We start from the raw sequence: 25,883 nt of genomic DNA on the forward strand, positions 1-25,883 counted from the left end.
ACGGTCGGCTGCTCCTTCGGTCCGAACGGTGGGAGGAGTCAGTCGGCCAGGGGACGCGAACGCAGTTCGACGAGCGTGGGCGCGGCATCCGCGTCGGCGGTGACCTGGTCGTGGTCCTCGCCGACGGCTATGACGTATCCGTAGCGGTTCATGTACGCCCGGGGCGGCAGTGCCAGTCGGGTGCCGGGGCCGGCCGTCGCGATCGCGCTGTGCACCGTGGGCCCGAAGAGGTCGGCGCGCACGGTCAGTTCGACGGCCTCGCAGTCGTGCTCGGGGTAGAGGAACCTGATGGCAGCGGTCTTCTGTGTCTTCGGCGCGGTCTCGGGGGTGAGGCCGGCCGCGACCTGGGCGGCGGCGACGGCGGGGTCCGTACCGGTGGCGAGCATCCCGATGAGGGGGATGAAGTCGCCCCCGAGGCGCGCGTTGACCTCGACGAGTCGGGGGCCCTTGGGGGTGAGCTTGAACTCGGTGTGGGTGGCGCCGCGCCGGAAGCCGAGCGCCTGGTGGATGCGGTGCAGTTGGTCCAGCAGCTCCGGGTCCTGGAGGAGCGGGTCGGCGGCGTCGACGGTGTGGCCGGTCTCTTCGAAGTAGGGGTCCATGCCGACCTGCTTGCGCGCCACGACCATCGGGGTGCACACGCCGTCGACGACGACGGCGTCGATGCTGATCTCCGGGCCGGTCAGGTACTCCTCGACCAGGACGTCCGCCTCGTACCGGGGCACTCCCGGCCAGTTGGCGGAGCCGGCCGCTTCGAAGGCCGCCTCGACGGCGTCTCCGTCGTCGGCGCGGACGACGCCGAGGCTTCCGGCGAGGCCTCGGGCCTTGATCACGACGGGGTAGCCGGTCTTGTCGGCCGCGTCGCGGGCCTCGGCGGCCGTGGCGACCGGCGTGCAGGCCGGCTGCGGCACGTCCGCGGCCGTGAGCAGCGCACGGGTGGTCGCCTTGTCCCGGCACGCGAGCACCGCGTCGGGTGCGCTCCCGGGCAGGCCGAGTGCTTCGGCGAGCCGTGCGGCGGCGTGCACGAGCGACTCGTCGTAGGTGAAGACCCCTACCACCGGCAGCTGTTGCATGACCTCGCGCGCCTCGACGAGGAGCTCGTCGAGGTTCTTGGTGTCGAGGAGCGAGGTCCCCTCCACGTACGGCAGCTGCCAGCTCGGCTCGTGGGCGTCGAGGAGCCACAGCCGGAAGTGACGGGAGACGGCCGCCACGATGTACTCCCGGTAGCGGCGGTCACCGCTGCCCATGAGGAGCAGGACAGGCGCCTCGGTGGTGGACGAGTGCGGGTGGGACGTGGCGGCCATGGTGGGGAACCTTCGTGTCGACATGTGGTCGGGGCCGGGGCCGGCCGACGGGGGCGGGGTCAGAGCCCGGGTCGGCGATTACGCCGACCAACGGCCGGAACCCTGCCAGCATTGAGCGATGTATGTCAATAGATCGATGAATGGTTGACGTGGTTTCCCTGGTGCTGCATGGCGTACCCGACACAGAGTGGAATTCGATCGGCGATCATCGATGGCCCCGGAACCGGAGACACTCTTGGGGTGATCTGCCCCGGCAAGGCTCGGACGTGATCGATTCGCCGCCGCAAGGGTCGCGCGCGAGACGGGAGAAGGAGTAGCGTTCGCGCACGGATCACGAGCCGCGCACCACTGCCGGTGGCGCAGTCGCCGTCGAGGTCCGAAGGCGCCCCGAAGGAGTGGTGTCCGCGCTCTCAGCCGCAGGGACGTCGAGCCGGGGCCGTCTCACGCCCCTCTTCGGCCAGGCCGCCGAGGAACGCCGCGAGATCGACCAGCACCTCGGGACGAAGCCGGTAGTAGGTGAAGCGCCCGCAAGGCTCGGTCACGACGACGCCGGCTTCCCGGAGGACCCGGAGATGGTTCGACAGGTTCGTCTGCCGGGCACCCGTCTCCTCGACGAGATGAGTCGTGCACAGCGACTCACGGGCGAGCAGGCACACGATGCGGAGCCGCAGCGGGTCCGCAAGGGCCCTGAGCAGTTCCGCGTTCACCGACGTCAGCATGGCCCGATCGTGACACACCGAACGCAATCAGTGTCAACCGACTGATCGCGAACCCCCTTGTACACCAACCTACTTGAGGAGTCACAGATGTCCCGGACGCCCTCCGTCCTGTTCGTCTGCATTCACAACGCGGGCCGGTCCCAGATGGCGGCCGCGTGGCTCCGCCACTTGGCCGGCGACCGGATCGAGGTCCGCTCGGCGGGCTCCGCCCCCGCCGCGACGGTGAACCCGGCAGCCGTCGAAGCGATGCGTGAGGTCGGCATCGACATGTCCGCGGAGGTCCCCAAGATCCTCACCACGGAAGCCGTCGCCGAGTCGGACGTGTGCGTCACCATGGGCTGCGGGGACACGTGCGCGGTCTTCCCCGGCAAGCGCTACCTCGACTGGAAGCTGGACGATCCGGCCGGGCAAGGGGTGGAGGCGGTGCGGCCCATCCGCGACGCCATCAGGGAGCTCGTCGAAGACCTCGTCGCGGAGATCGACTCGACGCCGTAGCGCCGAGTAGCGGCGGTCAGCAGGCCGAGGTCTCCGCGGCTCGCGGGAAGGCCCGGCCCTTGAGCTCCTGGAGGGCCTCCCACCGAATGGAGAACCAGGCCCAGGTGCCCCGCTGTTCGCGCCGCAGCAGCCCGGCGGTGGCGAGGATCTTCAGATGGCGGCTCACCGTGGGCTGTGCGAGGTCGAGCGACTCGGTCAGATCGCAGACACAGAGCTCTCCGGCCGGCGACTGGTCGATGAGGTGAATGATCTGGAGGCGGGTCTGGTCGGCCATCGCCTTCAACTGGGCGGTCAGCGTCTCGACTTCGTCGCGGTCGATCAGCGTCCCCGGGGAGCAGGGCGCACAGAGGTCCCTGCTCACGTCCTCGATCGGTATACCCGCCGGCGGAATTGACATCCGGACACCATACGAGTCGACAAGATCGTACGGCGAATCCGGACGGCGCTTTCTGTCAGGCGTTCACCTTCTGTTCACCCAGACCTCCTCAGCGCACGAGGAGGGCGGCGATGGCCCGGGCGGCTTCGCGTGCCGGACGGCCGACGCCGATGAGGGTGGCCGAAGCGGGGCCGGTCCAGTCGCCGTACCCCAGGAGGTGGAGGCGCGGCTCCCCGTCGGCCTCCGTTCCGCGGGTGAGGACGTGTCCGCGCGTCCCCCTGAGCCCGAGCGGAGCAAGATGGGCGAGTGCGGGACGGAAGCCGGTGCACCAGATGATCGCGTCGGCGTCCGCCCTGGTCCCGTCGGCCCATTCGACGCCTGTCGGGGTCAGCCTCGTGAACATCGGCTGCGCCTTGAGCAACCCGGCGTCACGGGCCTCGCGCACGGGCGGAACGGCGACGATGTCGCCGAGCGAGGCCACTCCCCCACCGTCGGCGCGGCCCTCGTCCAGCGCGCGGCGGCGTGCGGTGGCGTGGTCGAAGAGCGCACGGCCGTCGATGTCGTCGGCGAGGAATCGCGCGGGGCGCTGGGTGACCCAGAGGAGGTCGGTCCCGTGTGCGAGGTCGGCGGCGATCTGCGCTCCGGAGTTCCCGCCCCCGACGACGATGACCCGGCGTCCGGCGAACTCGTCGGGGCCGTCGTATTCCACGGTGTGGAGCTGACGCCCTTGGAAGGTGTCACGGCCGGGGACCGCGGGGAGGAACGGTCGTGACCACGTTCCGGTGGCGGTGACGACGGCACGGGCGCGCCACGTTCCGGAGTCGGTCTCGACGCGGAGGTGCCGGCCGTCACGGTGGACCGCCCGTACCCGGACGGGTCGATGGACGGGAAGGCCGTAACGCTGTTCGTAGTCGGTGAGGTAGTCGACGACGTGGGCGGCGTCCGGGTACGTCTCCCCCTGCTGGGGCGGCATCAGCCGGCCGGGCAGGGAGGAGTACCCGGCCGGGGAGAAGAGGCGCAGCGAATCCCATGTGTGCTGCCAGGCGCCGCCGGGTGTGGGCTGGGCGTCCAGGACGGCGAAGTCCAGGCCGCCGACGCGTCGCAGGTGGTACGCGGCGGCAAGGCCCGCCTGACCGCCGCCGATCACGACGACGTCGAGTGAGCTGCTCATCTCTCCGGCTTCCCTTCGTGCGACGGCGCCCCGCCCGAAGGGACCGGGGACATGATGGGGCTACTGCGGGGTGGAGGTGAACCGCTTGCGCCAGGCCAGCGACACGTACACGAGCGCGACCAGGACCGGGACCTCGATGAGGGGGCCCACGACTCCGGACAGCGCCTGGCCGGAGGTGACTCCGAAGGTGGCGATGGCGACGGCGATGGCGAGTTCGAAGTTGTTGCCGGCGGCGGTGAAGGCGAGGGTCGCGGTCCGGTCGTAGTTCAGGCCGATGGTCTTGCCGAGCGCGAAGGTGCCGAACCACATGACGGCGAAGTAGACGAGGAGCGGGAGGGCGATCCTCGCGACGTCCAGCGGCTGCGAGGTGATCGTCTTTCCCTGGAGGGCGAAGAGGATCACGATCGTGAAGAGCAGGCCGTAGAGGGCCCAGGGGCCGATCTTCGGCAGGAAGTTCTGCTCGTAGGGCTCGCGGCCCATCTTCTTCTCACCGATCCGGCGGGTGAGGAAGCCGGCGACCAGCGGGATGCCGAGGAAGATGACGACGTTGAGGGCGATCTTCCCCATGGAGATGTCGAGCGTCTCGCCCTCGCCGAGACCAAGCCAGCCGGGGAGGACCTCGAGGTAGAACCAGCCCAGCAGGCCGAACGCGATGACCTGGAAGACGCTGTTGAGGGCGACGAGGACCGCGGCGGCCTCACGATCGCCGCAGGCGAGGTCGTTCCAGATGATCACCATGGCGATGCACCGGGCCAGGCCGACGATGATCAGACCGGTGCGGTACTCGGGCAGGTCCGGCAGGAAGATCCACGCGAGCGCGAACATGAGTGCCGGGCCCACGACCCAATTGATCACGAGCGACGAGAGCATGAGTCTGCGGTCGCCGGTGACGGCGTCGAGGCGGTCGTACCGGACCTTGGCGAGCACCGGGTACATCATGATCAGCAGACCGACGGCGATGGGCAGCGAGACGCCTCCGATCTCGACCTCGGCCAGCGCGTCGTTCAGCCCGGGAACCAGTCGGCCGAGACCCAGCCCGAGTCCCATCGCGAGGAGGATCCAGACGGCGAGGAAGCGGTCGAGCGTCGACAGCTTCGCGACGACGGAGGATGGATCCGCCGCGATGGGTGCTTGGGTGGGGGTCATGGACAAGCCCTCTTGTTCGCGGCGGCGGTACGTGCGGACTCGGCCAGGTCGGCGAACTGACCGGCCAGCTGGGCGATGACGTCCGGCTTCAAGCGGTAGTACGTGAATCGCCCGCACGGCTCGGTCTCCACGACGCCTGCCTCGCGCAGGACGCGCAGGTGGTTGGAGAGGTTGGTCTGCTTGGCACCCGTCTCCTCGACGAGATGGGTGGTGCAGAGGGTCTCGCGGGCCAGCAGGGTCACGATCCGGAGCCTGAGCGGGTCGGCCAGAATCCGGATCAGATCAGCATCGACTGACGTCATCATGGACTGATACTGTCACATCACCAGCCACTGATACTAGCCAGAGCTGACCTCTCGGCGGCAAGGAAGACCTACCGATGCCCTCTGCTCCGCTCGCCTCCGTGCTCTTCGTGTGCGTCCACAACGCGGGCCGCTCCCAGATGGCCGCCGGATTCCTGAGCCACCTGGCCGGCGACCGCGTCGAGGTCCGCTCCGCCGGTTCGGCTCCGGGCGACCGGGTCAACCCGGCCGCGGTCGAGGCGATGAAGGAGGTGGGCATCGACATCTCCGAGCAGCAGCCGAAGATACTGACCACCGAGGCCGTCGAGGCGTCCGACTACGTCATCACCATGGGCTGCGGCGACACCTGCCCGATCTTCCCCGGCAAGCAGTACCTCGACTGGACCCTGGAGGACCCGGCCGGCCAGGGCGTCGAAGCCGTCCGGCCGATCCGCGACGACATCAAGGCCCTCGTCGAGGACCTCATCTCCGAGATCGTCGCGAAGCACGAGGACGTGACCCCGTGACCGATCCGACCGACGCCACCGACGACGTCCGCGAGGTCGTCGTCATAGGCTCCGGCCCCGCCGGATACACCGCCGCCCTCTACACCGCGCGCGCCCAGCTGAAGCCCCTGCTCTTCGGCAGCTCGATCTTCGTCGGCGGATCGTTGACCACCACCACCGAGGTCGAGAACTTCCCCGGCTTCCCGAGGGGCGTCGACGGCCCGGACCTCATGGACGACATGCGGGCCCAGGCCGAACGCTTCGGCGCCGAGATGGTCGACGACGACATCACCGCCGTCGACCTCACCGGCGACATCAAGCTGCTCACCGATTCCACCGGCACCGTCCACCGTGCGAAGACCGTGATCATCGCGACCGGCTCCGGCTACCGCAAGCTCGGCCTCCCCAACGAGGACGCGCTCTCCGGTCGCGGCGTCTCCTGGTGCGCCACCTGCGACGGCTTCTTCTTCCGTGACCGCGACATCGTCGTGGTCGGCGGCGGCGACACCGCCATGGAGGAGGCCACCTTCCTCACCCGCTTCGCCCGCTCCGTCACCGTCGTCCACCGCCGCTCGACCCTGCGCGCCTCCCGCGTCATGCAGAACCGCGCCTTCGCCGACGACAAGATCTCTTTCGCCTTCGACACCGAGATCGCCGAGCTCAAGGAAGAGGACGGCATGCTCGCCGGACTCGCCCTCCGTGACCGCTTCACCGGCAAGACCCGCGACATCGACGCCACCGGCCTGTTCATCGCCATCGGACACGATCCTCGCACCGAACTCTTCACCGGCCAGATCGACCTCGACGACGAGGGCTACATCAGGGTGGAGGCCCCCTCCACCCGCACCGGTGTCGCCGGTGTCTTCGCCGCCGGCGACGTCGTCGACCACACCTACCGCCAGGCCGTCACCGCAGCCGGCTCCGGCTGCCGGGCCGCGCTCGACGCCGAGCGGTATCTCGCCGCTCGCACCGACGCGATCCACAAGACCGTGAGCGCCCCCGTCACCGTTTGACGCCAAGGGCGAGACCTCACCCATGAACACCAGGTCCTGCCCGTCACGTTGGCGGACGTGACGGGCAGGACCTGGCCCCCACCCGAAGCTCGACCGGCAGTACGTCCCACGGGGACCAACGAAAAAAGGATCCGCCACGGAGAGTGGCGGATCCATCGCGATCCGACTGTCCTCACACCGAAGCGGCAGGGCGCCCCATGACGGCGTCTGCGGCACTGGGGAAGCAGGCCACGCAAGCGACGTTGATCGAGTACAGCATGGAAGTGCCCTGGCGTTCACGAAGGACGAAGCGCACGTCCGCGAGCAGCTTCAGATGGTGGGACACCGTGGACTGCCCGATGTTCATCCGGTCCACGATCTCTCCGACGTTCATCGGTTCGGAGGCCAGCGCCAGAAGGTTCAGGATCTGGACACGGGTGGGATCGGAGAGGGCCTTGAACCAGGTCGCATAGGACTCGGCGGTCTCTCGGTCGATCAGCTGGGCATTCATCGTACCGCTCATGATCCATCGATGATATTCGATGACGATGCCATTCAGCAAGGCTCTTGACGATCTCCCCGCCCGGACGCCACGACGCCCCGCCCCAAGACAGCGAAACCCTTCACCGCCCCGACCTTCAGTCGCCTTCGTTGGGTGATGAGGCATTTTCGTTTACCTCAACCACGCCACCCCACCGACACCAGCCCTAGAAACACTCCTGTCCACCTCTCCTTCCCCTATTGTTCACCTTCGGGGCCAAGTCGTGACCGCGCCATGAGTTCATCGCCAATCATCGATTCTCGATGGGCGAATGAGGAAGCGTCAGCTGGAGTCGGGCTCCTGGCAGGAGCGGCTCGGGGCGCCGATGAGGATGTCGGCGGCACTGGGGAACTCGGTGATGCAGCGGGGGTTGACCGCGTATCGCATGCTGACTCCGGCGCGGCGCCTGGTCAGGAATCGGGCGGTGTGGAGGATCTTCAGATGGTGGGAGACGGTCGACTGGTTGAGCCGAAGGTGGGCGACGATCTCACCCACCGGGACGGCCTCCGGGCGGTCGCTGAGGAACCGCATGATGAGAATGCGCGTGGGGTCTGCCAGTGCCCGGAACCAGCGGGCGTACTCCTCGACGGTCTCCCGGTCGAGCGAGGTCTCGGACATGGGAATCCTTTGTGGACCACATCCAGCCCCGGCGTCACGCCGAACGAAGGCGAACGGAGGGGCTGGCATGCGTGCGAGCACGACGGTACGGGCTGCGGCCGGAGACTCCGGCCGCAGCCCGGGGGCCCGGTCAGCAGCAGCTGCCGCCCGGGGCGCACTCGGACGCGGCAGCCGCGCCGTCGACGGGCTTGCTGGCACGGATGATGGCGGCGTGGAGGCCGTCGGCCGCTTCCTGCGTGAAGACGACCTCCGCGTCCTTCAGGCCGACCGCGTCGAGCAGTTCCTTGTACTCGGCGACGGACAGCGCGCCGGCGATGCACTGGCTGTGCCCGCCGCGTTCGGCGCGCTCGGCGGGGCTGAGCCGGTCCTCGGCGACGACGTCGCTGATGCCGAGGCGGCCGCCGGGGGTGAGGACGCGGGCCATCTCGGCGAAGACGGCGGGCTTGTTCAGCGACAGGTTGATCACGCAGTTGGAGATGATCACGTCGACGGTGTCGGCCGGCAGCGGGATGGACTCGATCGTCCCCTTGAGGAGCACGACGTTGTCGACTTCGGCGTCCTCGACGTTGCGGGCGGCGAGGGCGAGCATCTCCTCCAGGAAGTCCAGGCCGAAGACCCGTCCGTCCGGGCCGACGCGCCGGGCGCTGAGGATGACGTCGAGGCCGCCGCCGGAACCGAGGTCCAGGACCGTCTCGCCCTCGCGCAGTTCGGCGACGGCGGTCGGGTTGCCGCAGCCCAGGCTGGCGAGAAGGGCCGTGTCGGGCGCGGTGCCGGGGCCGATCTCGTCGTACGCGGCGGGGCCGAAGGTCTGCGGGTCGGGCGAGCAGCACGCGCCGCTGCTCTCGGCCTCTTCGGCCTTGGCCTTGTAGTACGCGCGGACCTCGTCCTGGAGGGTGCTCGTGGTGTTGTCGCTCATGAGCGGTGGTCCTTCTCGGTCAGGCGCCGGCGGGGGCGAGGCGGTGCACGGGGCGCGGGTAGGAGGGCTTGAACGACACCGGAGTGGTGGCCGAGGAGGTGACGGAGGTGGCACTGTCGGCCGCCGCGACCGCCTCGGTGACGGCCGCGTCGAGGGCGTCGGGCTCGCAGGCGACGCGCGCGTTGACGACGGCGCGGCCGGTCGGTGCGTGCGCGGCAGCGGCACGGTCGAGAGTGGGCTCCGCGCCGGACTCGGTGAGGCTCAGCTTGGCGAAGTCCCCGTCGGCCGTCTCCACGGTGATCTTGGCGTGGCCGATCACGGCGTCGTTGGCCGCGGCCCAGGTGGAGAGCGCCTGCAGGACGGTGCGGGCCCAGGAGGTCGCGTCGAACACGTCCTCGGCGGCGGTGAGGTCGAGCTCCTGGTTCATCCAGGCGAGCTGGGCCTCGGCGGCCGCGTAGCGGTCGTAGTCGATGTCGAGGACGACGTCCTCGTTCGTCGCCGGCGCCTGCCAGGCGTCGAGGAGTTCCGGAAGGTGGTCGCCGGTGGTGGCGCTGTAGCCCACGACGGTGGCCTTGGGGTTGCCGGTGCGCAGCGAGGCGAGGAGCGCCTCGGCCTGTTCCGCCTTGATGGTGTCGAGCTTGTTCACGGCGATGACGTCGGCCTCGGTGACCTGCTGGCGGAACAGGTAGGAGAGGTCCGACTCGGGCTCGCCCCGCTCGGCGGCGCGGGCGAAGGCCAGGTGTCGCAGCGGGTCGACCACGGTGGTCAGAGGGGCGACGACCATGTCGTCGCCGTAGTACTGGCGCAGCGGGCGGACGACGGTGGCCTGGAGGTCCGTGCAGCTGCCGACCGCCTCGGCTATGACGGTGTCGACGCTGTCGGAGGCGACCAGGGCGACGATCGCCTCGACGAGGTCCTCGAACTTGCAGCAGAAGCAGCCGCCCGTGACTTCGGCGACGCTGTCCAGCTTGCTGCGCACGAGCTTGGTGTCGACGAGCTCGACGCCCTGGTCGTTGGTGATGACGGCGACCTTGCGGCCCTGCGCCTGGAGGGCCAGCGCGGCAGCGGTCATGGTCGTGGTCTTGCCCGCCCCGAGGAATCCGGTCAGGGGGATGAAGGTGATCATGTGGTCCTTCTCGTCCTTGTCGTGGAGCCGGGCGGCGTCAGCCGCAGCTGCCGCTGTCGCAGGAGCCGCCCAGGAGGGGCAGGTTCGCGGGCCGGGCGGGGGCGGGGGACGTGGCGCCGAACGCGACGCGCCTGCTGTTCCCGAAGGCTTCGAGCCAGGCGTCGGCCTGCGGCCGCAGCGCCGGGTCGGACAGCAGCATCGAGGTGGTGACCTCGCGCGGGGTGCAGCCGCGCAGGGCCTTCGCCTGGTGGGCTCCGGCGCCGAACTCGACGGTGCGCAGGCCCTCGGCGTACGCGTCGCGGACGGGGGCGTCGAGGACGAGGGCGAAGTAGATGCCGCTCCGCTCTCCGATCGCGGCGTAGTCGAAGCCGGCCCACTTCGGGAACAGGCGGTGGTTCTTGCGGATGGTGACGCAGGTGGCGACCAGCGCGCCGTCCTTGTACCCGAGGTAGGCGCGGACGTCCGCGCCCTCGTCGATGAGGGCCGACAGGACGCCGACGATGTGCTCGGGCTCCTCGCCGGCGCCGTTCTTCTCCCGGTTGAGGCAGGTGAGTTCGGCGATGCGGGTGACGAACGGGCGGATGTCCGTGCCGTCGACGCGCTTGATCGTCACCCCGGCGGCTTCGGCCCTGCGGACGTCGCCCTTGATGCGCTGGCGCTTCTTCAGCGGGAGTGCGGCGAGGTGTCCTTCCCAGTTCGGCGCGTCGAGGCTCATGAAGTCCTCGTAGCCCCAGAAGGTGCTGGAGGCGCCGGCCGCGTTGAGGGCGTCGACGAGGGCTTCGTTGCCGCGTCGGCCCGGGATCCAGGGGGCGACGATGCATTTGATGCCGGCCTCGAAGGCGGCCGGGACGAGCTTGTCGACGATGGAGCCCATCAGGGTGGGGGTCCAGAAGTTGTAGGCGACCTCGGTGCGGTAGCCCAGCGGGGATCCGAGGAGCAGCGTCGGGAAGAAGGGCTCGGTTCCGAGGGCGTCGACCTCGGCGCTGCGCGCCGCGTCGGTCTCGGCACCGCAGCACACCTCCTCGCCGGACGGCGCCTGCCATCCGAGGTAGGTGCGCGGCTCGTGGTCGACGACCGGCGGGGTGTCGAGGACGTAGCCCGGGAGGAGGGCCAGCTCGCCGCGGGCGCGGTGGGCCAGGGTGTGCCAGGGCCGGACGTCGGGCAGTACCTTCTCCGTGGCGCGGAGCCAGGTCGGTCCGAGGTACGGCCACGAGTCGGTGAGGCCGGCGAGCTCGCCGCTCCAGTCCATGTCGGGGAGCGTCTGGCCGGTGGAGATGACGACGCGGGGTGATCCACCCATGTCAGTGTCCTTGTCTGTCGAGCGGGTGGGTCAGCACTTCACGCAGCAGCGGATCTTGCCCGCGTCCTCGGCGTCGGTACGGCGCTCCTGCCAGAGCTGCTCGACGCGCTTGTCGGGGTGCGTCCATTCCACCCAGAAGCCGCGGTCGACGGTGGCGATGTCCTCCATCCACGGGGAGGAGAGCAGCGGGGAGCCCTTGAACAGCAGCAGGCGGGTCTGCAGCGCGGTGGGGTCGGTGACGCGGGCCAGGCCCGTCTCGACCAGCCAGTCCTCGAAGCCGAGGAGCTCTTCGTACTCGATCCACGGGGTGAAGGGGATGAACGTCGGGTAGAGCTCGAAGCCGATGCGCTCGGCCTCGGCGATGGCGTCGCGCATGTGGTCGACGTCGATGTGCTTGTCGAAGATGCGCAGGATGCGGTTGGAGGGGAACTCGAGCGCGCAGGTCACGCGGCGCAGTCCGAGCGAGACGAGCTTCTCCAACTCCTTGGTGTAGTCGAGGACGTGGTCGACGCGCGTCGTGAACTCGAAGGTGATGGGGCCGATGGCCTCCACGAGCCGCTCGATCACGCTGACACCGATGGTGCGGGAGTTGAAGAACTCGGCGTCGATGAAGCAGAAGTGACGCACGCCCTCTTCCGCCAGCTGCAGGGCGTCGGCCAGGACGCTGTCGGCGTCGTACGCGGCGACGCCGCCGTCGTAGGCGCCGTACACGGAGCAGTAGGTGCACTTGTGGTGGCAGCCGCGGGACGCCTCGATGTTGCCCATCAGGCCGAACGGCGAGTGGTGCGCCGGGTAGTGCACGAGGGAGGGGAACAGGTCGCGGGCCGGCTTGGTGACCGAGATGCGCCGACGCGGCGGCTTGGGCTGCATGCCCGCACGCGTCATCACCGCGGGCACCGCTTCGACGGCGATGGTGCCGGCCGCGAGCCGGTACAGCTCCTCGCCGATGAGCTCGGGCTCCTCCATGGCGATGCCGTCGGCGACCTCCAGGAACTCCCGGTGGTTCATCTGCGCGTACTGGCCGAAGGTCACGACCGTGGTGCCGTACGCCTCCGACACCCTGCGCGCCAGGGCGATCCCGCGTTCGAGGCCCTCGAACTGCTGGACCGAGACGAGCGTGAGGTCGAAGGGGCCGTCCGGCATGGCGTCGGGAAGCAGGTGCGCGTCCCAGCCGACGACATCGGCGCCGTACTGCTGCAGAGCGGCTGCCGCACAGGCGGACGTCAAGGGCTGGAGCTCCGCTTCGAACGCGGAGGCGACCAGAACACGGGGACTACTCACACTTCCCCCCAGGGAGTGATCAAGGAGCGTGACGGACCGAGATGGGCCGGGCCAGAGCCCTGGCCGGGAACGACGCTGTCGCCCGACGGCCGGAACCCTGCCAGCGTTGAGCGATGTATGTCAATAGATCGATGAATGGCCGACGGGTCATCACTGCGTGGCACCGTCGTCACGGAGTGCACCTGGCCCGATTCGCCCGCGTCTGTAGCTGGTTGCGAAGAGGGGTCAGACCCCAACTGGGCTTATTCACACAGCTTGAAGCCATGGGGGTGCCGGTTTCAACGGCAACCCATGCCCCTTCGGATTTCGCAGCCGACCACAGCGGGCACACACGCACCTTCTGGGCGTGGCCCAATTCAATCGCCGATCGTCGATGATTTCGGGGGGCGAGATATCGCCAAGACGATGCTGAGGCGGTAGCGTTCGGCCACGGCATCACGGTCCGCACCTGGGGTCAGCGGGTGGACGGGGTCGATGCCTGATTCCTTGGGCCCTTCAAAGGGGAGCGGGCCGAGCACTTTCCAGTCCGGCGCTTCGACGCCCGCGACCGTCTTTACCGGTTCCTGAACGACCCGCCCAGTTCACGCGATACGGACACCGCCGGCACGCAAGGCCGTTCGGCACCTGTTTCTCCTTCCCGACGGTCGACCGCAGACCTGCAGACCACGGGCCCGGCGATCCACCGCCGCATGCCCGGATTCCCACCCTTCACCCACCGCAAAGGCACCGCCATGTCTTTCCTGTCCGCTGAAGCCCGCAGCGCAGCACCGCGCCCCGCTGGACGTCGCGTCCGCCAGGGCGCCTCCGTCGCTTCCGCCGCCCTCCTCCTCTCCGCCGCCCTGACCGGCTGCGCCGGCTCCGCGAAGGCCGGCTCGGACGCCATCCAGGCCAGCGGATCCACGACCGTCGCCCCGGTCGCCTCCGACGCCGCCGAGGCACTCAAGGCCAAGGGCCTGAACATCACGGTCGCCACCCAGGGCGGCTCCGCCGGCGGCATCTCCCAGCTCGGCACCGGCCAGATCAACATCGCCCTCAGCTCGAAGCCCCTGTCCGACAAGGACCACAAGGCCTACCCCGGCACCGACTTCGTCACGACGCAGATCGGTGCGGACGCCGTCGGCGTCATCATCACCAAGGAAGTGGCCGACGGCGGAGTCAAGGGCCTGTCCAAGGCTCAGGTGGCGGGCCTGTTCGAGGGCAGGATCACCAACTGGAAGGAGGTCGGCGGCCCCGACCTCCAGGTCTTCGTGTACGACAAGGAGCCCGGTCGCGGCACCCGTGAGGTGCTCGACAAGTTCATCTACGGCAAGGGCGAGCCGCCGGCCCCGCCCAAGTCGGCGAACTACGCCATCGTCGGCGGCAACCTGGAGACCCGCAACAAGCTGAAGTCCACGCGCGGTTCCATCGCCCCGCTGTCGACCGGCTTCATCGACGGTCACCCCGACCTGGTCGCCGTGCCTCTGGAGGGCGTCGCCCCCACTCTGGCGAACGTGGCGTCCGGCAAGTACCCGATGACCCGTCCGCTGTACATGATCACCAACGGCAAGCCCCAGGGCACCGTCAAGCAGTACATCGACTACATCCTCTCCGCCGAGGGCCAGAAGCTGCTGCCCAAGCACGGCTACCTCACGCGCGAGCAGATGGGTCTCTGACCATGGGTCTCACTCTGGAGCGCCCCGCCCGGGCGCCCGGACCCGCCGTGTCGCGGCCCTCCTCCGGGAGCGGCCGCGGCAGCCGGGCGAGATGGGTCCGGGGTTGGGCGTACAGCGGCGTCCTGTCCGTGCTGCTCACCCTCGCGGTCCTGCTCGGCTACCTGGTGTCGGGCATCACGAGCGGGACCGTCGACTGGGCCGCCCTGCTCACCTCGTCGACCTGGAGCCCGGGGAACCTCTCCTTCGGCGGCCTGGCCATGATCTACGGCTCGGCGGTCGTGTGCGTCCTCGCACTGGCACTCGCCGTCCCGGTCGGCTGGGCGGCGGCCGTCGCCCTGTCCGAGTACCTGCCGCCCCGCCTGGCCAAGCCCCTGCGCCTGAGCATCGAACTCCTGGCAGCGGTTCCCTCCATCGTCTACGGCCTGATCGGCATCATGGTGATCCGGCCGTTCGTCGCCGACCTCGGTGACGTGCCCGGCGGAGACAGCCTCCTCGCCGCCGGCATCGTCCTCGCCGTGATGATCATGCCGACGATCGTGGCCGTCAGCGTGGACGCACTGGCCGCCGTACCCGGCCGGTACCGCGAGGCCGCGTACTCCCTCGGCCTGACCCGCCGCGAGGTCGTCCGATCCGCCGTCCTGCCCCAGGCACGCCCCGGCATGCGGGCCGGCGTCCTCCTCGGCCTGGCCCGGGCGCTCGGTGAGGCCATCGCCGTCTTCATGGTCATCGGCCGCGCCGACGACCGGCTCCCCGAGTCACTCGGCGACGTCTTCTCCTTCCTCGTGCGCCCCGGCCAGACGCTCACCACCAAGCTGGCCGGCCCCGAGCCGATGCTCGCGGGCACCTCCGGCCCGTACTTCGCTGCCCTGTGCGGGCTGGGCATCATCCTGCTGACCCTGGTGGCCGCCGCCACGGTGTGGGGAACACGTGGCTCCACGGGACGGGCCGCGCGCGCTCCACGCGCTCGGCGATCCTCCGCATGGATGCGCACGCCGAAGGACCGGTTCACCACCGTCGTCCGGCTCGCGGCCCTGCTGCTTCCGGGGGCCCTCCTCCTCGGCATGCTCGGCATCCTGCTGGCGCGCGGCGGTTCGGCACTCAACCCGGTCTTCTGGTTCACGGCCTCCGAGGGGGCGGCCGGCGGCGGCATACGCGACCAGATCCTCGGCACCCTCCTGCTCCTCGCGACCACGGCGCTCATCGCCCTGCCGCTCGGCTACGGAGCGGGCGTCGTCATCGGCACGCACGCCTCCGCCAGGACCGCCCGCGTGCTGGAAACGCTGACGGTCGCGATCGGCGGAACGCCCACCATCCTGCTGGGCCTCGCCGGGTACGTACTCTTCTGTACGAACATGGGCTGGGGCCGTTCCTGGATGGCCGGCGCCCTCGTCCTGGTACCCGTGGTCGTCCCGGTCGTCGCCCTCACCACCGCGGGCCGGATCCGGAGCATGCCCGGCGAGATCACCGAGGCCGCGCTGGCACTGGGCCTCACCAGCTCCCAGTACGTCCGCTCCGTCGTCATCCCGTACACCTGGCCGGCCACCCTCACCGGCCTCCTGCTCGGCCTGGCCCGCGCGGCAGGCGAGACGGCACCTCTCATCTTCACCGCGACGGTGTTCTTCGGGGCCCCCGCCCTCCCGACCGGAATCGTCAACTCGCCGGTCCAGGCGCTGCCCACGCACATCTTCACCCTGTCCCAGGACTCGGGCGCCCCCGAGGCGATCGCCCAGGCGTGGGGCAGCGCCCTCGTCCTGGTCCTGATCACCGCGGGCCTGCTCAGCCTCGCGGTCTTCCTGCGCAACCGCTTCGAAGGAGCACGACGATGGACGACGTGAAAACCGCGGTCGCGACCCCGGACGACGCGGTCGGCAACACCGTCATCGCAGTCCGCGACCTACAGATCCTCGCCGGCACCAAGCGCCTGGTCGGACCGGTCACGTTCGAACTGGCCGCCGGATCCACCACCGGCCTGTGCGGTCCCTCCGGCGCCGGAAAGTCCACCGTTCTCCGCGCCCTGGTCGACCTGCTGCCCCACGGTCTCCGCCGTCAGGGCGAGGTGGAAGTCCTGGGCCGTCCCGTCCGGTACGGCAAGGGCGACGCCGACCTCCGCAGCACGGTCGTCCTCGTACCGCAGACCCCCGTCGTCTTCGGCGGCAGCATCCTGGACAACGCCCTGTTCGGCCTCCGCCACCTCGTACGGGCCTCCCGGACCGAGATGCACGACCGCGTCGAGCAGGCCCTGCGCGAGGCGGGCCTGTGGAACGAGGTCTCCGACCGCCTGGACACCCCGGCCCAGACCCTCTCCAACGGCCAGCGCCAACGACTCTGCCTGGCCCGGGCCCTGGCCCTCGAACCGGCGGCCCTCCTCCTCGACGAGCCGACCAGCGCCCTGGACGAGCGCAGCCGCGACACCGTCGAGGAGTCCGTCGCCGCCCTCCGCGGCAACCGCACGGTCCTGCTCGTCTCCCACGACCCCGCCCAGGTGGAACGCCTCTGCGACCGCACGGTCCGCATCGACCTGCCGAGCGCCTGCGAGCCTTCCGCAGCGGCGGTCTGAGCGCTCGTCCTGAGGAATGGGCGGGTCAGCGGCGGACGCGGGGCATGCCGAGGCCGATCCAGGAGATGATCTCGCGTTGGATCTCGTTGTTGCCGCCGCCGAAGGTGAAGATGACGGCGGAGCGGTAGCCGCGTTCGAGTTCGCCGTGGAGGACGGTGCCGGCGGAGCCCTCTTTGAGGGCTCCGGCGGCGGCGACCACTTCCATGAGGGCGGCGTAGGCGTCGCGGCGGGCCTCGGAGCCGTAGACCTTGACGGCGGAGGCGTCCTGGGGGGTGAGGGTGCCGTGGTGGACGGCGTTCACCATCTGCCAGTTGAGGAGTTTCATCGCGTCGAGGCGGACGTGGGTGCGGGCGAGGGTGCGGCGGACCCAGGGGAGGTCGATGACGCGGCGGCCGTCGGCGAGGGGGGTGGCGGCGGCCCAGCGCTGGACGTCGTGGAGGGCGCGGATGGCCATGGTGCCGTGGGCGGCGAGGGTGACGCGTTCGTGGTTGAGCTGGTTGGTGATGAGGCGCCAGCCCTTGTTCTCGTCGCCGACGCGGCGTGAGGCGTGGACGCGGACGTCGTCGTAGTAGCTGGCGGTGGTGTCGTGGGAGGCGAGCGTGTTGATGAGGGTGCAGGAGTAACCGGGGTCGCTCGTCGGGACGAGGAGCATGGTGATGCCCTTGTGGGGCGGGGCGTCCGGGTCGGTGCGAACCGCGAGCCAGACCCAGTCGGCGGTGTCGCCGTTGGTGGTCCAGATCTTCTGGCCGTTCACCGTGTAGTGGCCGGTGGTCTCGTCACCGTCCCGTACCGCGCGGGTCTTGAGGGCGGCGAGGTCGGTGCCCGCGTCGGGTTCGCTGTAGCCGATGGCGAAGTCGATCTCCCCGGAGAGGATCCGGGGCAGGAAGTACGCCTTCTGCTCGTCGGTGCCGTACCGCATGATCGTCGGCCCGACCGTGTTGAGCGCCATGAGGGGCAGCGGTACGCCGGCCTGCGCCGCCTCGTCGAAGAAGATGAACTGCTCCATCGGGGTCAGCCCGCGCCCCCCGTACTCCGTGGGCCACCCCACCCCGAGCCAGCCGTCGCCGCCCAAGCGCCGCACCGTCTCCCGGTAGAACCGCTTCTGCGCGGCCGGCTCCCCGTACCGGGCGTGGACGTCGTCCGGGACCAACTCGGCGAAGTAAGCGCGGAGTTCGGCGCGCAGGTGGTTCTGCTGGGGCGTGTACTCGAGGTGCATGGGGGCCTCCCGTGGCGGCGTCCTGCGGCGGCGTCCTGCGCCGTCCTCGGTGTGCCGCGCGCCTGGGCGTGATGCGACGCGCGACGGCGGCCACGGTAGAACGTGTTCCACAAATCCGGAAGCCTCGGGACGGGGCGGTCCTCCCGCCCGGCCGGATCCGGCCGCCCACAGGATCCGGCCGGGCGGGAGGGTCAGCCCCGCGGCGAGGACGGCGGGAGGTCGCGTACGAAGACGGGCTCGAGGTGCTTCTCCGGGAGCGCGTCGGGCAGTTGCTCCCAGTCGAGGGCCGCGGAGACGACCCGGTCGGGCGCGACCTTCCCCGAGGCGGCGAGAGCGAGGGCGTCGGGGATGTGGGCGCGCACGTCGTCGCACACGTACAGGCCGATGCCGCCGCGGGCCACGACGAGGACCCGTGCGCCGGGCCGGGCCTCGAGATGCGGGGCGACGAGGTGCCAGGACAGGGGCCAGTTGTCACCGGCCGAGGCCATCGCCACCGGGTCCAGGCCGGGCGGCAGCGGTACCAGCACGGCGTCCGCGTACGGGACGCGGACCAGGTCGGAGAAGAGTCCGCCCCACGCGCCGCCGATCGGCGCGCCGTACATGGCCATGTGCGGAACGGACGCGCAGTGGGCCGTCAGCCCGTTATCGCCGTGCGGTCCCGATGGGCCGGGACGCGGATCGGTGCACCGGCGGGCACAGCGGTCGCGACATCGGTCGGATCATCGGTCGGAACGGTCGGTCGGATCATCGGAACGGTCGGTCGGATCAATGGCATGGCGGCGACCCCTCGTCATGACGGTCGTCATGACGAGGGGTCGCGCCAGACTATGACGGTCGTCACAGTCACCGCCGGGCTCTCCGGAGGAGCCGGACGCACCTCGGCCCCGGGTCGGGAGGACCGACCCGGGGCCGACGGGGAACACGGGAATGGTGGACAGGCGCTGGGCCTGTCGGGGACACCTAGGGCAGGAGCTCGTCCATGGAGGCGCGCCCCTTCTCCGCCATGCGGCGTTCGGCCCAGGCGAGGCTCTTCGGATTCACGTCACGGCCGGAGGCGAGGACCAGGTCCTCCGCCGTGAACTCGCCCTCCGAACCGGCGTGGAGCAGCCGGTCGGGCGTCGGAACGTCCCCCGGGGACATCTTGTCGGGCTCTGCGTTCATGCCGCCTCCTACGTTTCTTCCGGCACTGGCCATTGTCGTGTCCGGCCACCCGGACCGCATCCGGGACGGAGCCCGGAGCGGCGTCACGCGGGCGGAGCGGCGTCACGCGGGCGCGGGAACGGTGTCAGGCGGGCAGAGCGACGTCAGGCCGGCGGAAGGGCGTCACGCCCGCGGTGCGGGGCGCGCGGCCGGCGGCGTCCCGGTGAGCAGTGAGGCGTCCGGTACGACGGCGTCGCGGGCCGCCTCCTCCCAGAGGTCGAGGCCCGCACGCAGCAGGGCCCACACGGCGGTGGCCTCCTCGTCGGTCCAGACCTCGCCGTCGGGTGCGCCGAAGATCCGGTCGTAGGCGGCGGCGTGGACCGCGCCCTGGACGGGAAGCGCCGCGGCGGTGTCCACGCTGCGCGCGAGGTCCTCGAAGAAGTTCCAGGCCTCCAGGAGCAGCCCCGTCGGGACCGTGCGCGTCGCGGGGACGTGGACGGCCTCCTCGATGGACTCCCGTACGTCTTCGAGGTCGAGCACCGGCTCCGTGCACGGCACGAAATGCCGGCCGTTCCGCGCGCAGTGTTCACGGAGGGTCTCCGGGTCGTGGAAGGCGAGGAGCCTGCGGCGGTCGTCGACGGCCAGCGTGTCGTGGTCGTCGCCCTCGCCGAGCCGCCAGATCACGTGGAGGTCGCCCCTCCGGGTCGCGATGCGGTAGGCGTAGTGGTCAGTGGTCATGCGGGATTCCCCCTGGATTCCGTACGAGCGACGCGGCGGTCATGAGCGAGAGCGCGGCGCCCTCGTCGTGGTGGTGGGCGTACGCCCCGGGCGCCAGAGCGGCGCGGAGCGTCTCCTCGGCGCGGGCGCGGATCGCGGCCTCCGTGCGGGCCGCGAAGGGGCGGAATCCGCCGCCGTGGGCGCCGGTGTGCTCGTCGTAGGCGCCGAGGAGCCGGGCGCCGGCCTCGGCGTCGCCGGGTCCGGCGCGTCCGCCCAGCGCCCAGGCGGCGGTCGCGAACTGGGTGACGAGCAGGTAGGGGGCGACGAGGTGGGCGAGGGTCTCCACGTCCGCGACGGCGCGGGCCAGCCGCTCGGCGGCGGCCTCGTAGGCGCCGTCCAGGCAGTCCAGCCAGGCTCGGACGCCGCCGACGAGGCCCCAGAAGAGCGCCGGCGTGACGTCGCCGAACTCGGCCTCCGCGAGGGCGAGCTGGGTGCGTGCGAGGGAGACGCGCCCGGTGTGCGCGTAGTGCTGGGCGAGCAGCAGCCGGCCGGTGCCGGCGGCTTCGGCGCCCCACTGCCCCGCCTCGTCGGCGGCCTCGACGAGGAGCCGCTCGGCCGCCGTGACGTCGTCCGGGCGGAGCCGGAGCCGCACGGCCGCGAGGCGGGCCGTGATGACGGGCACCTGGGAGCGGGCGCCGACCCGCGCGGCAGCCTCGGCGGCGCGCTCGAAGTCGGCGGCGGCCTCGGGGAGCCGCTCGGCCCGCTCGTAGGCCTCGCCCCGGGCGGAGAGGGCTTCGGCGGTGCCCCAGGAGTCCCCGGCGGCCTCGAAGAGGGCGAGTGCCTCGTCGGCGTCCGCGGGCCCGTGGCCGAGGAGTTTGGCCCGCATGAGGAGGGCGAAGCCCAGGTCCCAGCCGGTGCCGTGGTCGCGGCAGGCCGCGACGGTCAGTGCCAGGGTCTCGTCGAGGGTGCTCAGCTCTCCGGTCATGAGGCGGGCGAAGTACCACATCGTGCCCGGCTGGCGGCAGGTCTGCGGGAGGCCGGGCCGGTACGCGGCGACGAGCGCGGCGAGCCGCGCGCGGGACTCGGGCTGTTCGAGCACGGTGGCGCCCTCGCCGCCCTGCGTCGCGAGCGCGTAGAGGTGACCGCCCCGCCGGGCCTCCCTGAGCCGCTCGCCGCTCCACGGCGGCGGCACGTCCACACACCGGTCGGCGACCGGCTCGGCGGGGCGCACCGGCTCCCGGAACGGGTCGGGGCCGAGCCCGGCCGCCGCGACGGCCCAGGTCCGGGCGTCGACCGTGTGGTTGCGCAGCTGCCAGAACCAGCTGAGGCAGTGCACGAGACAGAGCGCCTCCTGCTCGTCGCCGAGCCTCACCGCCGTCCGCAACGCACCCCGCAGGTTGTCGTGTTCGCGCTCCAGCCGGGCGATGGCCGGAATCTGCCCGGCGCCGCGCAGTTCGGGGTCGGTCCGGCGGGCCAGCTCCCGGTAGTACGTCAGGTGGCGCCGTTCGGCCGCCGTCCGCTCCCCCGCCTCGTCCAACCGCTCCGCCGCGTACTCGGCGACGGTCTCCAGGAGCCGGTAGCGCATCCCGGCCCCGCCCGGCGCGGCGACGACGAGCGACTTGTCGACCAGCGCGCCCAGCACGTGCAGGACGTCGGCGGACGCGCCGCCGGGGGCCGCCTCGGGGTCGTCACCGTCGGCGGTGGTACGGGCACGGCCGGGCGTGTCCGTACCGCCGCCGTCGGCGCACACCGCCTCCGCCGCCGCCGGGTCGCACCCGCCCGCGAACACCGCGAGCCGCCGCAGCACCGCCCGCTCCGCGCCGTCGAGGAGCTCCCACGACCAGTCGACGACCGCCCGCAGCGTCTGCTGGCGCGGCAGCACGGTCCGCGCCCCCGACGTGAGCAGCCGGAAGCGGTCGTCGAGCCGGTCCGCGATCTGCCGTACCGACAGCAGCCGCAGCCGTGCCGCCGCCAGCTCGATGGCCAGCGGCAGCCCGTCCAGCCGGCGGCAGACCTCCGCCGCCGCCTCCGCGTCCTCCGCCACCGTGAACCCCGGGCGCGCCGCCGCACCCCGCTCCCCCAGGAGCCGCGCCGCCTCCTCGGCCGGCAGCGGCCCCAGCGGACGCACCACCTCCCCGGGCACCCCGAGGGGTTCCCGGCTCGTCGCGAGCACCGTCACGCCGGGACACCGCGTGAGCAGCGCCTGGGCGAGCTCGGCCGCCACCTCGACCACGTGCTCGCAGTTGTCGAGCACGAGCAGCATCCGCCGTCCCGCGCAGTGCTCGACCAGCGAGGCGTACGGGTCCCGCACGTCCGCGTCGGTGACGGCGGGACGGTGCCAGAGCTGGGTGTCACGCGCACCCAGCGCGGTGAGGACGGCCGCGGCCACCGTGCTCCCGTCGCGGACGGAGGCGAGCTCGGCGAGGTGGACCAGACCCGGGTACGTCTCCGCCGCCTCCAGCGCGAGCCGCGTCTTGCCCACGCCGCCCGGTCCGGTGAGGGTGACCAGTCGCCGGTGGCCCCACGCGCCGGCGAGCGCGTCCAGTTCGTGGTCGCGGCCGATGAAGGAGGTCAGGCGGGCGGGCAGGGGGGACGGGGAGGGCGGGGAGGGCGGGGAAGGAGGGGAGGGGGCGGCCGAGGGGGTACCGGACACGGGCTGAGCGCCCTGGGCCGAGGCGTCTGGGCCGAACGGGTCCGGGGCCTCCGGACCGGAAGGGGCCGGAACGTGCGGACCCGGGCCCCAGGTGCCTCGCGCCGCGGGTCGTGTCGCCGCCCCGGGTGCGTCCGCCGCCCCGTGTGCGTCCGCCGTCAGGAGTTCGGCGTGCAGGGACCGCAGTTCGGGGCCGGGGTCCGTGCCGAAACGGTCGGCGAGGATCGCGCGGACGGCCTCGTACACCGCCAGGGCCTCGGCGGGGCGGCCGGCGTCGCGCAGGGCGCGGATCCGGAGGGCCTGGAGGGGCTCGTCGAGCGGCTCGGTGGCGGCGAGGGCGGTGAGCGGGGCGAGGACGGCGGCGGCCCGTCCCAGGGCGAGGTCGGCGGCGAACCGGTCGCGGCGGGCCTGTGCGTGGCGTTGGGTGACCCGTACGACGAGGGGGTCGGTGTCACGGCCGGGCAGGTCGGCGAGGGCGGGCCCGCGCCACAGGCCGAGGGCTTCGTCGAGGAGGGCGGCGGCACGCTCGGGCCGGCGGTCGGCGAGGGCGGCGGCTCCCTCGGCGGCGAGGCGTTCGAAACGGTGGAGGTCGACGTCGTCCGGCCCGGCGGCGAGGCGGTAGCCGCCTCCGGGCGTCGCCACCACGGCCTCCCGCCCCAGGGCCTTGCGCAGGCGCCCGACGAGGGCCTGGAGCGCCGCCGTACGGTCCGTACCGTCGAAGGCGTCGGCCCACACCTGGTCGGCGAGCTCGCGCGGTCCCACCGCCCGGCCGCCCGCGGCCGCCAGCGCGGTGAGCAGCGCACGGAGCCTCGCGCCGCCCAGGGCGGCCTCCGTCCTGTCGTCGGCACGGAGGGCACGGCACGGGCCGAGGACGCGGTAGGGCGGCTGCACCGGCCCATTCTGCCCCGGCGGGCGCCGGGACCCCACGGGATTTCCCGGGGCGGCGAAGTCCGCCCGCCTCGTGGGCGCCCCGTGAGGCGGGCGGACCGCGCGGGTAACCCCTCATCCCCCACATCCCCCGATCCCCTGCGGCGAACTCGCGCCACGCCGTGTCGCCGCCATGGCGTCGGCGGGGTGCGGGTTCGACAATGAGGGGGATGACCGACGACGACCGGCATGCGCACAACGGCGAGATCGGGCCCGCCGAGTGGCTCGCCATGAACCGGACCGGCAGCTTCGACTGGGATCTCGACACGGGCACGATCGATGTCGACGAGTCGGGGCTGCTGGTCTTCGGGCTGACCCCGGACGCCTACGACGGGCGCCCGGTGACCCTGGTGGGTCGCCTCGCCCCCGAGGAGCGGGCGAGGCTCGAAGGGGTCGTGCGGGAGGCCGTCAGGAGCGGGGCGGTGTCGTACACCGCGCACTTCCCCATCCCTCAGCGCGACGGGTCATCCCATTGGACGCACGTGCAGGCGCGGATCCTGCGCTCGCCGGACGGGCGGGCCCGGCGGATCGTCGGCATCGTGCGGGACACGACGGCCGAGGTCACGAACTTCGCCTTCGTCCAGGAGCTGGAGAAGCGGCGCGAGAGGCAGACGAGCATCGTCGAGCGGACGACGAACGCGCTGTCCCGGGCGGTGACGGTGGACGACGTCACGGCCGCGCTGACGGGTCCCGGCGGGCTCGCCCGGCTCGGCGCCGACGGGCTCGCGCTCGGCCTCGTCGAGAACGGCTCGCTGAACGTGATCGCGTTGAGCGGCGACTCCCTCGACGTGCTCAACGACTTCCGCACCCGGCGCCTCGACCGGGGGCTTCCGCTGGCCGAGGCGGTGCTGAGCGGGCGGCCGCGGTTCGTCTCCGCCTTCCCGTCGCTCGGGCGGGACTTCCCCGAGCTCGCCCCGTACGTGGAGCGGCTTCCGTTCCGGGCGGCCTGCTACCTGCCGCTGGTGGCGCAGGCGCGTTCGCTCGGCGGCATGGCGCTGTTCTACCGGGGGCGCACCGACTTCAACCCGGACGAGCGCAACCTGGCGCTCGGTCTCGCGGCGATCGTGGCCCAGTCGCTCCAGCGGGCGATCCTGTTCGACGAGGAGCGGGAGCTCGCGACCGGGCTGCAGTCGACGATGCTGCCGCGCCGGATCCCGGAGATCACCGGCGGCGAGATCGCGGTGCGCTACCACGCGGCGTGGAGCGGCCGGCAGGTCGGCGGCGACTGGTACGACGTGATCGCGCTGCCCCGCGGGCGGGTCGGGGTCGTCGTGGGCGACGTCCAGGGCCACGACACGCACGCGGCCGCCATCATGGGGCAGCTGCGGATCGCGCTGCGGGCGTACGCGGGCGAGGGGCACGCCCCGTCGACGGTGCTGGCCCGGGCCTCCCGGTTTCTCGCCGATCTCGACACCAACCGCTTCGCGACGTGCACGTACGCGCAGGTCGACCTGGCGAGCGGCACGCTGCGCGCCGTACGGGCGGGGCACCTCGGTCCGATGATCCGGCACACCGACGGCCGGGTCGGGCAGCCCAAGCTGCGGGGCGGTCTGCCGCTGGGCCTGGCGACGGTGTTCGGGGACGAGGAGTTCCCGGAGACCCGGCTCGACCTCGTGCCCGGGGAGACGCTGGTGCTGTGCACGGACGGGCTCGTCGAGCAGCCCGACTCGGACATCGACGCGGGTCTCGCCGCCCTCTCGGAGGCGATCAGCAGCGGCCCGCCGCAGGCGGAGGCCCTCGCCGACCACCTCTCCGAGCGGCTCTGGGAGCGGTGGGGCTCGGGTGACGACGTGGCACTCCTGGTGCTGCGCCGCAGCCCGGACCCCGGCACGCCGCGGGCACCGCGCATCCACCAGTACATCCACCAGGCCGATCCGCAGGGCCTGTCGGACGCGCGGGCCGCCGTCGGGCAGGCGCTGAGCGACTGGGGCATGCCCGAGCTGTCCGACGACGCCGAACTGCTGACGGGCGAGCTCCTCGTCAACGTGCTGCTGCACACCGAGGGCGGCGCGGTGCTCACCCTGGAGGTGCTGCCGGAGCCGGTGAGGCGGGTACGGCTCTCGGTGCAGGACCGGTCGAGCGCCTGGCCCCGGCGGCGCACCCCGGGCGAGGCCGCCACCTCGGGGCGTGGACTGCTGCTGCTCGACGCGCTGGCCTCCCGGTGGGGGGTCGAACCGCGCGGCGAGGGCAAGGCCGTCTGGTGCGAGATCGGCCCGGACCCGGTGCCGGCCGATGTCACGGCGAACGGCGCCTGA

The 25,883-nt window shown here is 71.7% G+C and carries 23 protein-coding genes and 1 pseudogene; 7 read left to right on the plus strand and 17 right to left on the minus strand.

From position 1 onward, the window contains the following. Positions 1–38: 38 nt before the first annotated feature. Both ACIQFX_RS20890 and ACIQFX_RS20895 read right to left on the minus strand, forming a co-directional pair. A complete protein-coding gene (locus ACIQFX_RS20890; RefSeq protein ID WP_402465308.1) occupies positions 39–1,301 on the minus strand; it encodes an ATP-grasp domain-containing protein in 1,263 nt (420 codons plus the stop codon). Between the two features lie 410 nt (positions 1,302–1,711). Next, complete coding sequence (locus ACIQFX_RS20895) at positions 1,712–2,020, minus strand: ArsR/SmtB family transcription factor (protein WP_402465311.1); 309 nt, start codon at positions 2,018–2,020, stop codon at positions 1,712–1,714. Between the two features lie 87 nt (positions 2,021–2,107). On the opposite strand from ACIQFX_RS20895, the gene ACIQFX_RS20900 reads away from it, so the two are divergent. Further along, positions 2,108–2,515 carry an arsenate reductase ArsC gene (locus ACIQFX_RS20900; RefSeq protein WP_402465314.1) on the plus strand — a complete coding sequence of 136 codons (408 nt, stop codon included), beginning with the start codon at positions 2,108–2,110 and terminating at the stop codon, positions 2,513–2,515. 16 nt (positions 2,516–2,531) lie between these two features. Here the strand turns inward: ACIQFX_RS20900 and ACIQFX_RS20905 are convergent, their stop codons facing one another. The 4 genes from ACIQFX_RS20905 to ACIQFX_RS20920 form a co-directional block, all read right to left on the minus strand. Next, positions 2,532–2,876 (minus strand): ArsR/SmtB family transcription factor, encoded by a 345-nt coding sequence (locus ACIQFX_RS20905; RefSeq protein ID WP_402465317.1) that lies wholly within the window; start codon positions 2,874–2,876, stop codon positions 2,532–2,534. Between the two features lie 124 nt (positions 2,877–3,000). Next, complete coding sequence (locus ACIQFX_RS20910) at positions 3,001–4,062, minus strand: ArsO family NAD(P)H-dependent flavin-containing monooxygenase (protein WP_402465320.1); 1,062 nt, start codon at positions 4,060–4,062, stop codon at positions 3,001–3,003. A gap of 60 nt (positions 4,063–4,122) precedes the next feature. Continuing rightward, positions 4,123–5,208 carry an ACR3 family arsenite efflux transporter gene (gene arsB, locus ACIQFX_RS20915; RefSeq protein WP_402465321.1) on the minus strand — a complete coding sequence of 362 codons (1,086 nt, stop codon included), beginning with the start codon at positions 5,206–5,208 and terminating at the stop codon, positions 4,123–4,125. After that, positions 5,205–5,513: an ArsR/SmtB family transcription factor gene (locus ACIQFX_RS20920; protein ID WP_402465323.1), complete on the minus strand. Its 309-nt coding sequence runs from the start codon at positions 5,511–5,513 to the stop codon at positions 5,205–5,207. The genes arsB and ACIQFX_RS20920 overlap by 4 nt, the downstream gene beginning before the upstream one ends. Positions 5,514–5,587: 74 nt before the next feature. On the opposite strand from ACIQFX_RS20920, the gene ACIQFX_RS20925 reads away from it, so the two are divergent. Together ACIQFX_RS20925 and trxB are read left to right on the plus strand one after the other, a co-directional pair. Then, complete coding sequence (locus ACIQFX_RS20925; RefSeq protein ID WP_402465325.1) at positions 5,588–6,016, plus strand: arsenate reductase ArsC; 429 nt, start codon at positions 5,588–5,590, stop codon at positions 6,014–6,016. After that, a complete protein-coding gene (gene trxB / locus ACIQFX_RS20930; protein WP_402465328.1) occupies positions 6,013–7,008 on the plus strand; it encodes a thioredoxin-disulfide reductase in 996 nt (331 codons plus the stop codon). The genes ACIQFX_RS20925 and trxB overlap by 4 nt, the downstream gene beginning before the upstream one ends. 172 nt (positions 7,009–7,180) lie before the next feature. On the opposite strand, the gene ACIQFX_RS20935 is transcribed toward trxB, so the two are convergent. The 6 genes from ACIQFX_RS20935 to ACIQFX_RS20960 all read right to left on the minus strand — a co-directional run bounded on the left by ACIQFX_RS20935 (position 7,181) and on the right by ACIQFX_RS20960 (position 12,769). Beyond that, complete coding sequence (locus tag ACIQFX_RS20935; RefSeq protein ID WP_402465330.1) at positions 7,181–7,549, minus strand: ArsR/SmtB family transcription factor; 369 nt, start codon at positions 7,547–7,549, stop codon at positions 7,181–7,183. 261 nt (positions 7,550–7,810) lie between these two features. Further along, positions 7,811–8,146 (minus strand): ArsR/SmtB family transcription factor, encoded by a 336-nt coding sequence (locus ACIQFX_RS20940; protein WP_402465333.1) that lies wholly within the window; start codon positions 8,144–8,146, stop codon positions 7,811–7,813. Positions 8,147–8,276: 130 nt separating this feature from the next. Next, positions 8,277–9,062, minus strand: coding sequence for a methyltransferase domain-containing protein (locus tag ACIQFX_RS20945; protein ID WP_402465336.1), 786 nt, complete (start codon positions 9,060–9,062; stop codon positions 8,277–8,279). 19 nt (positions 9,063–9,081) lie between these two features. Then, positions 9,082–10,188: a GTP-binding protein gene (locus tag ACIQFX_RS20950; protein ID WP_402465339.1), complete on the minus strand. Its 1,107-nt coding sequence runs from the start codon at positions 10,186–10,188 to the stop codon at positions 9,082–9,084. 37 nt (positions 10,189–10,225) lie between these two features. Next, positions 10,226–11,488 (minus strand): GNAT family N-acetyltransferase, encoded by a 1,263-nt coding sequence (locus tag ACIQFX_RS20955; RefSeq protein WP_402465341.1) that lies wholly within the window; start codon positions 11,486–11,488, stop codon positions 10,226–10,228. A 30-nt stretch (positions 11,489–11,518) separates the two neighbouring features. Next, positions 11,519–12,769: an RCCLKC-tail radical SAM protein gene (locus tag ACIQFX_RS20960; RefSeq protein ID WP_402465344.1), complete on the minus strand. Its 1,251-nt coding sequence runs from the start codon at positions 12,767–12,769 to the stop codon at positions 11,519–11,521. Between the two features lie 731 nt (positions 12,770–13,500). Here ACIQFX_RS20960 and ACIQFX_RS20965 point away from each other — a divergent pair. Genes ACIQFX_RS20965 through ACIQFX_RS20975 form a run of 3 tightly spaced genes read left to right on the plus strand, consistent with a single transcriptional unit; the run spans position 13,501 to position 16,978 of the window. Beyond that, on the plus strand, positions 13,501–14,421 hold the full coding sequence (locus tag ACIQFX_RS20965) for a phosphate ABC transporter substrate-binding protein (RefSeq protein ID WP_402465346.1): 921 nt from the start codon (positions 13,501–13,503) through the stop codon (positions 14,419–14,421). Between the two features lie 2 nt (positions 14,422–14,423). Continuing rightward, a complete protein-coding gene (pstC, locus tag ACIQFX_RS20970) occupies positions 14,424–16,256 on the plus strand; it encodes a phosphate ABC transporter permease subunit PstC (protein WP_402465349.1) in 1,833 nt (610 codons plus the stop codon). Beyond that, complete coding sequence (locus ACIQFX_RS20975; protein WP_402465352.1) at positions 16,244–16,978, plus strand: ATP-binding cassette domain-containing protein; 735 nt, start codon at positions 16,244–16,246, stop codon at positions 16,976–16,978. Before pstC ends, ACIQFX_RS20975 begins: the two co-directional genes overlap by 13 nt. Positions 16,979–17,003: 25 nt before the next feature. Here the strand turns inward: ACIQFX_RS20975 and ACIQFX_RS20980 are convergent, their stop codons facing one another. The 5 genes and pseudogenes from ACIQFX_RS20980 to ACIQFX_RS21000 all read right to left on the minus strand — a co-directional run bounded on the left by ACIQFX_RS20980 (position 17,004) and on the right by ACIQFX_RS21000 (position 23,592). Further along, positions 17,004–18,194, minus strand: a complete 1,191-nt coding sequence (locus tag ACIQFX_RS20980; RefSeq protein WP_402465355.1) for an acyl-CoA dehydrogenase family protein — start codon at positions 18,192–18,194, stop codon at positions 17,004–17,006. A 191-nt stretch (positions 18,195–18,385) separates the two neighbouring features. Continuing rightward, positions 18,386–18,835 (minus strand): annotated as a pseudogene (locus tag ACIQFX_RS20985) (dehydrogenase); the annotation flags it as partial. A 319-nt stretch (positions 18,836–19,154) separates the two neighbouring features. Then, complete coding sequence (locus tag ACIQFX_RS20990) at positions 19,155–19,355, minus strand: hypothetical protein (RefSeq protein ID WP_402465357.1); 201 nt, start codon at positions 19,353–19,355, stop codon at positions 19,155–19,157. Positions 19,356–19,517: 162 nt separating this feature from the next. Beyond that, the gene (locus ACIQFX_RS20995; protein WP_402465360.1) at positions 19,518–20,072 is read right to left on the minus strand and encodes a hypothetical protein; all 555 of its coding nucleotides are present in this window, start codon (positions 20,070–20,072) and stop codon (positions 19,518–19,520) included. After that, entirely contained in the window at positions 20,062–23,592 is a 3,531-nt protein-coding gene (locus ACIQFX_RS21000; protein WP_402465363.1) for an AfsR/SARP family transcriptional regulator, read from the minus strand. Before ACIQFX_RS21000 ends, ACIQFX_RS20995 begins: the two co-directional genes overlap by 11 nt. 206 nt (positions 23,593–23,798) lie before the next feature. Here ACIQFX_RS21000 and ACIQFX_RS21005 point away from each other — a divergent pair, with 206 nt between their 5' ends. After that, entirely contained in the window at positions 23,799–25,883 is a 2,085-nt protein-coding gene (locus ACIQFX_RS21005) for a SpoIIE family protein phosphatase (RefSeq protein WP_402465366.1), read from the plus strand.

Origin of the sequence: Streptomyces sp. NPDC093089 (genome assembly GCF_044754405.1) — a bacterium.
Classification (GTDB): Bacteria; Actinomycetota; Actinomycetes; order Streptomycetales; family Streptomycetaceae; genus Streptomyces.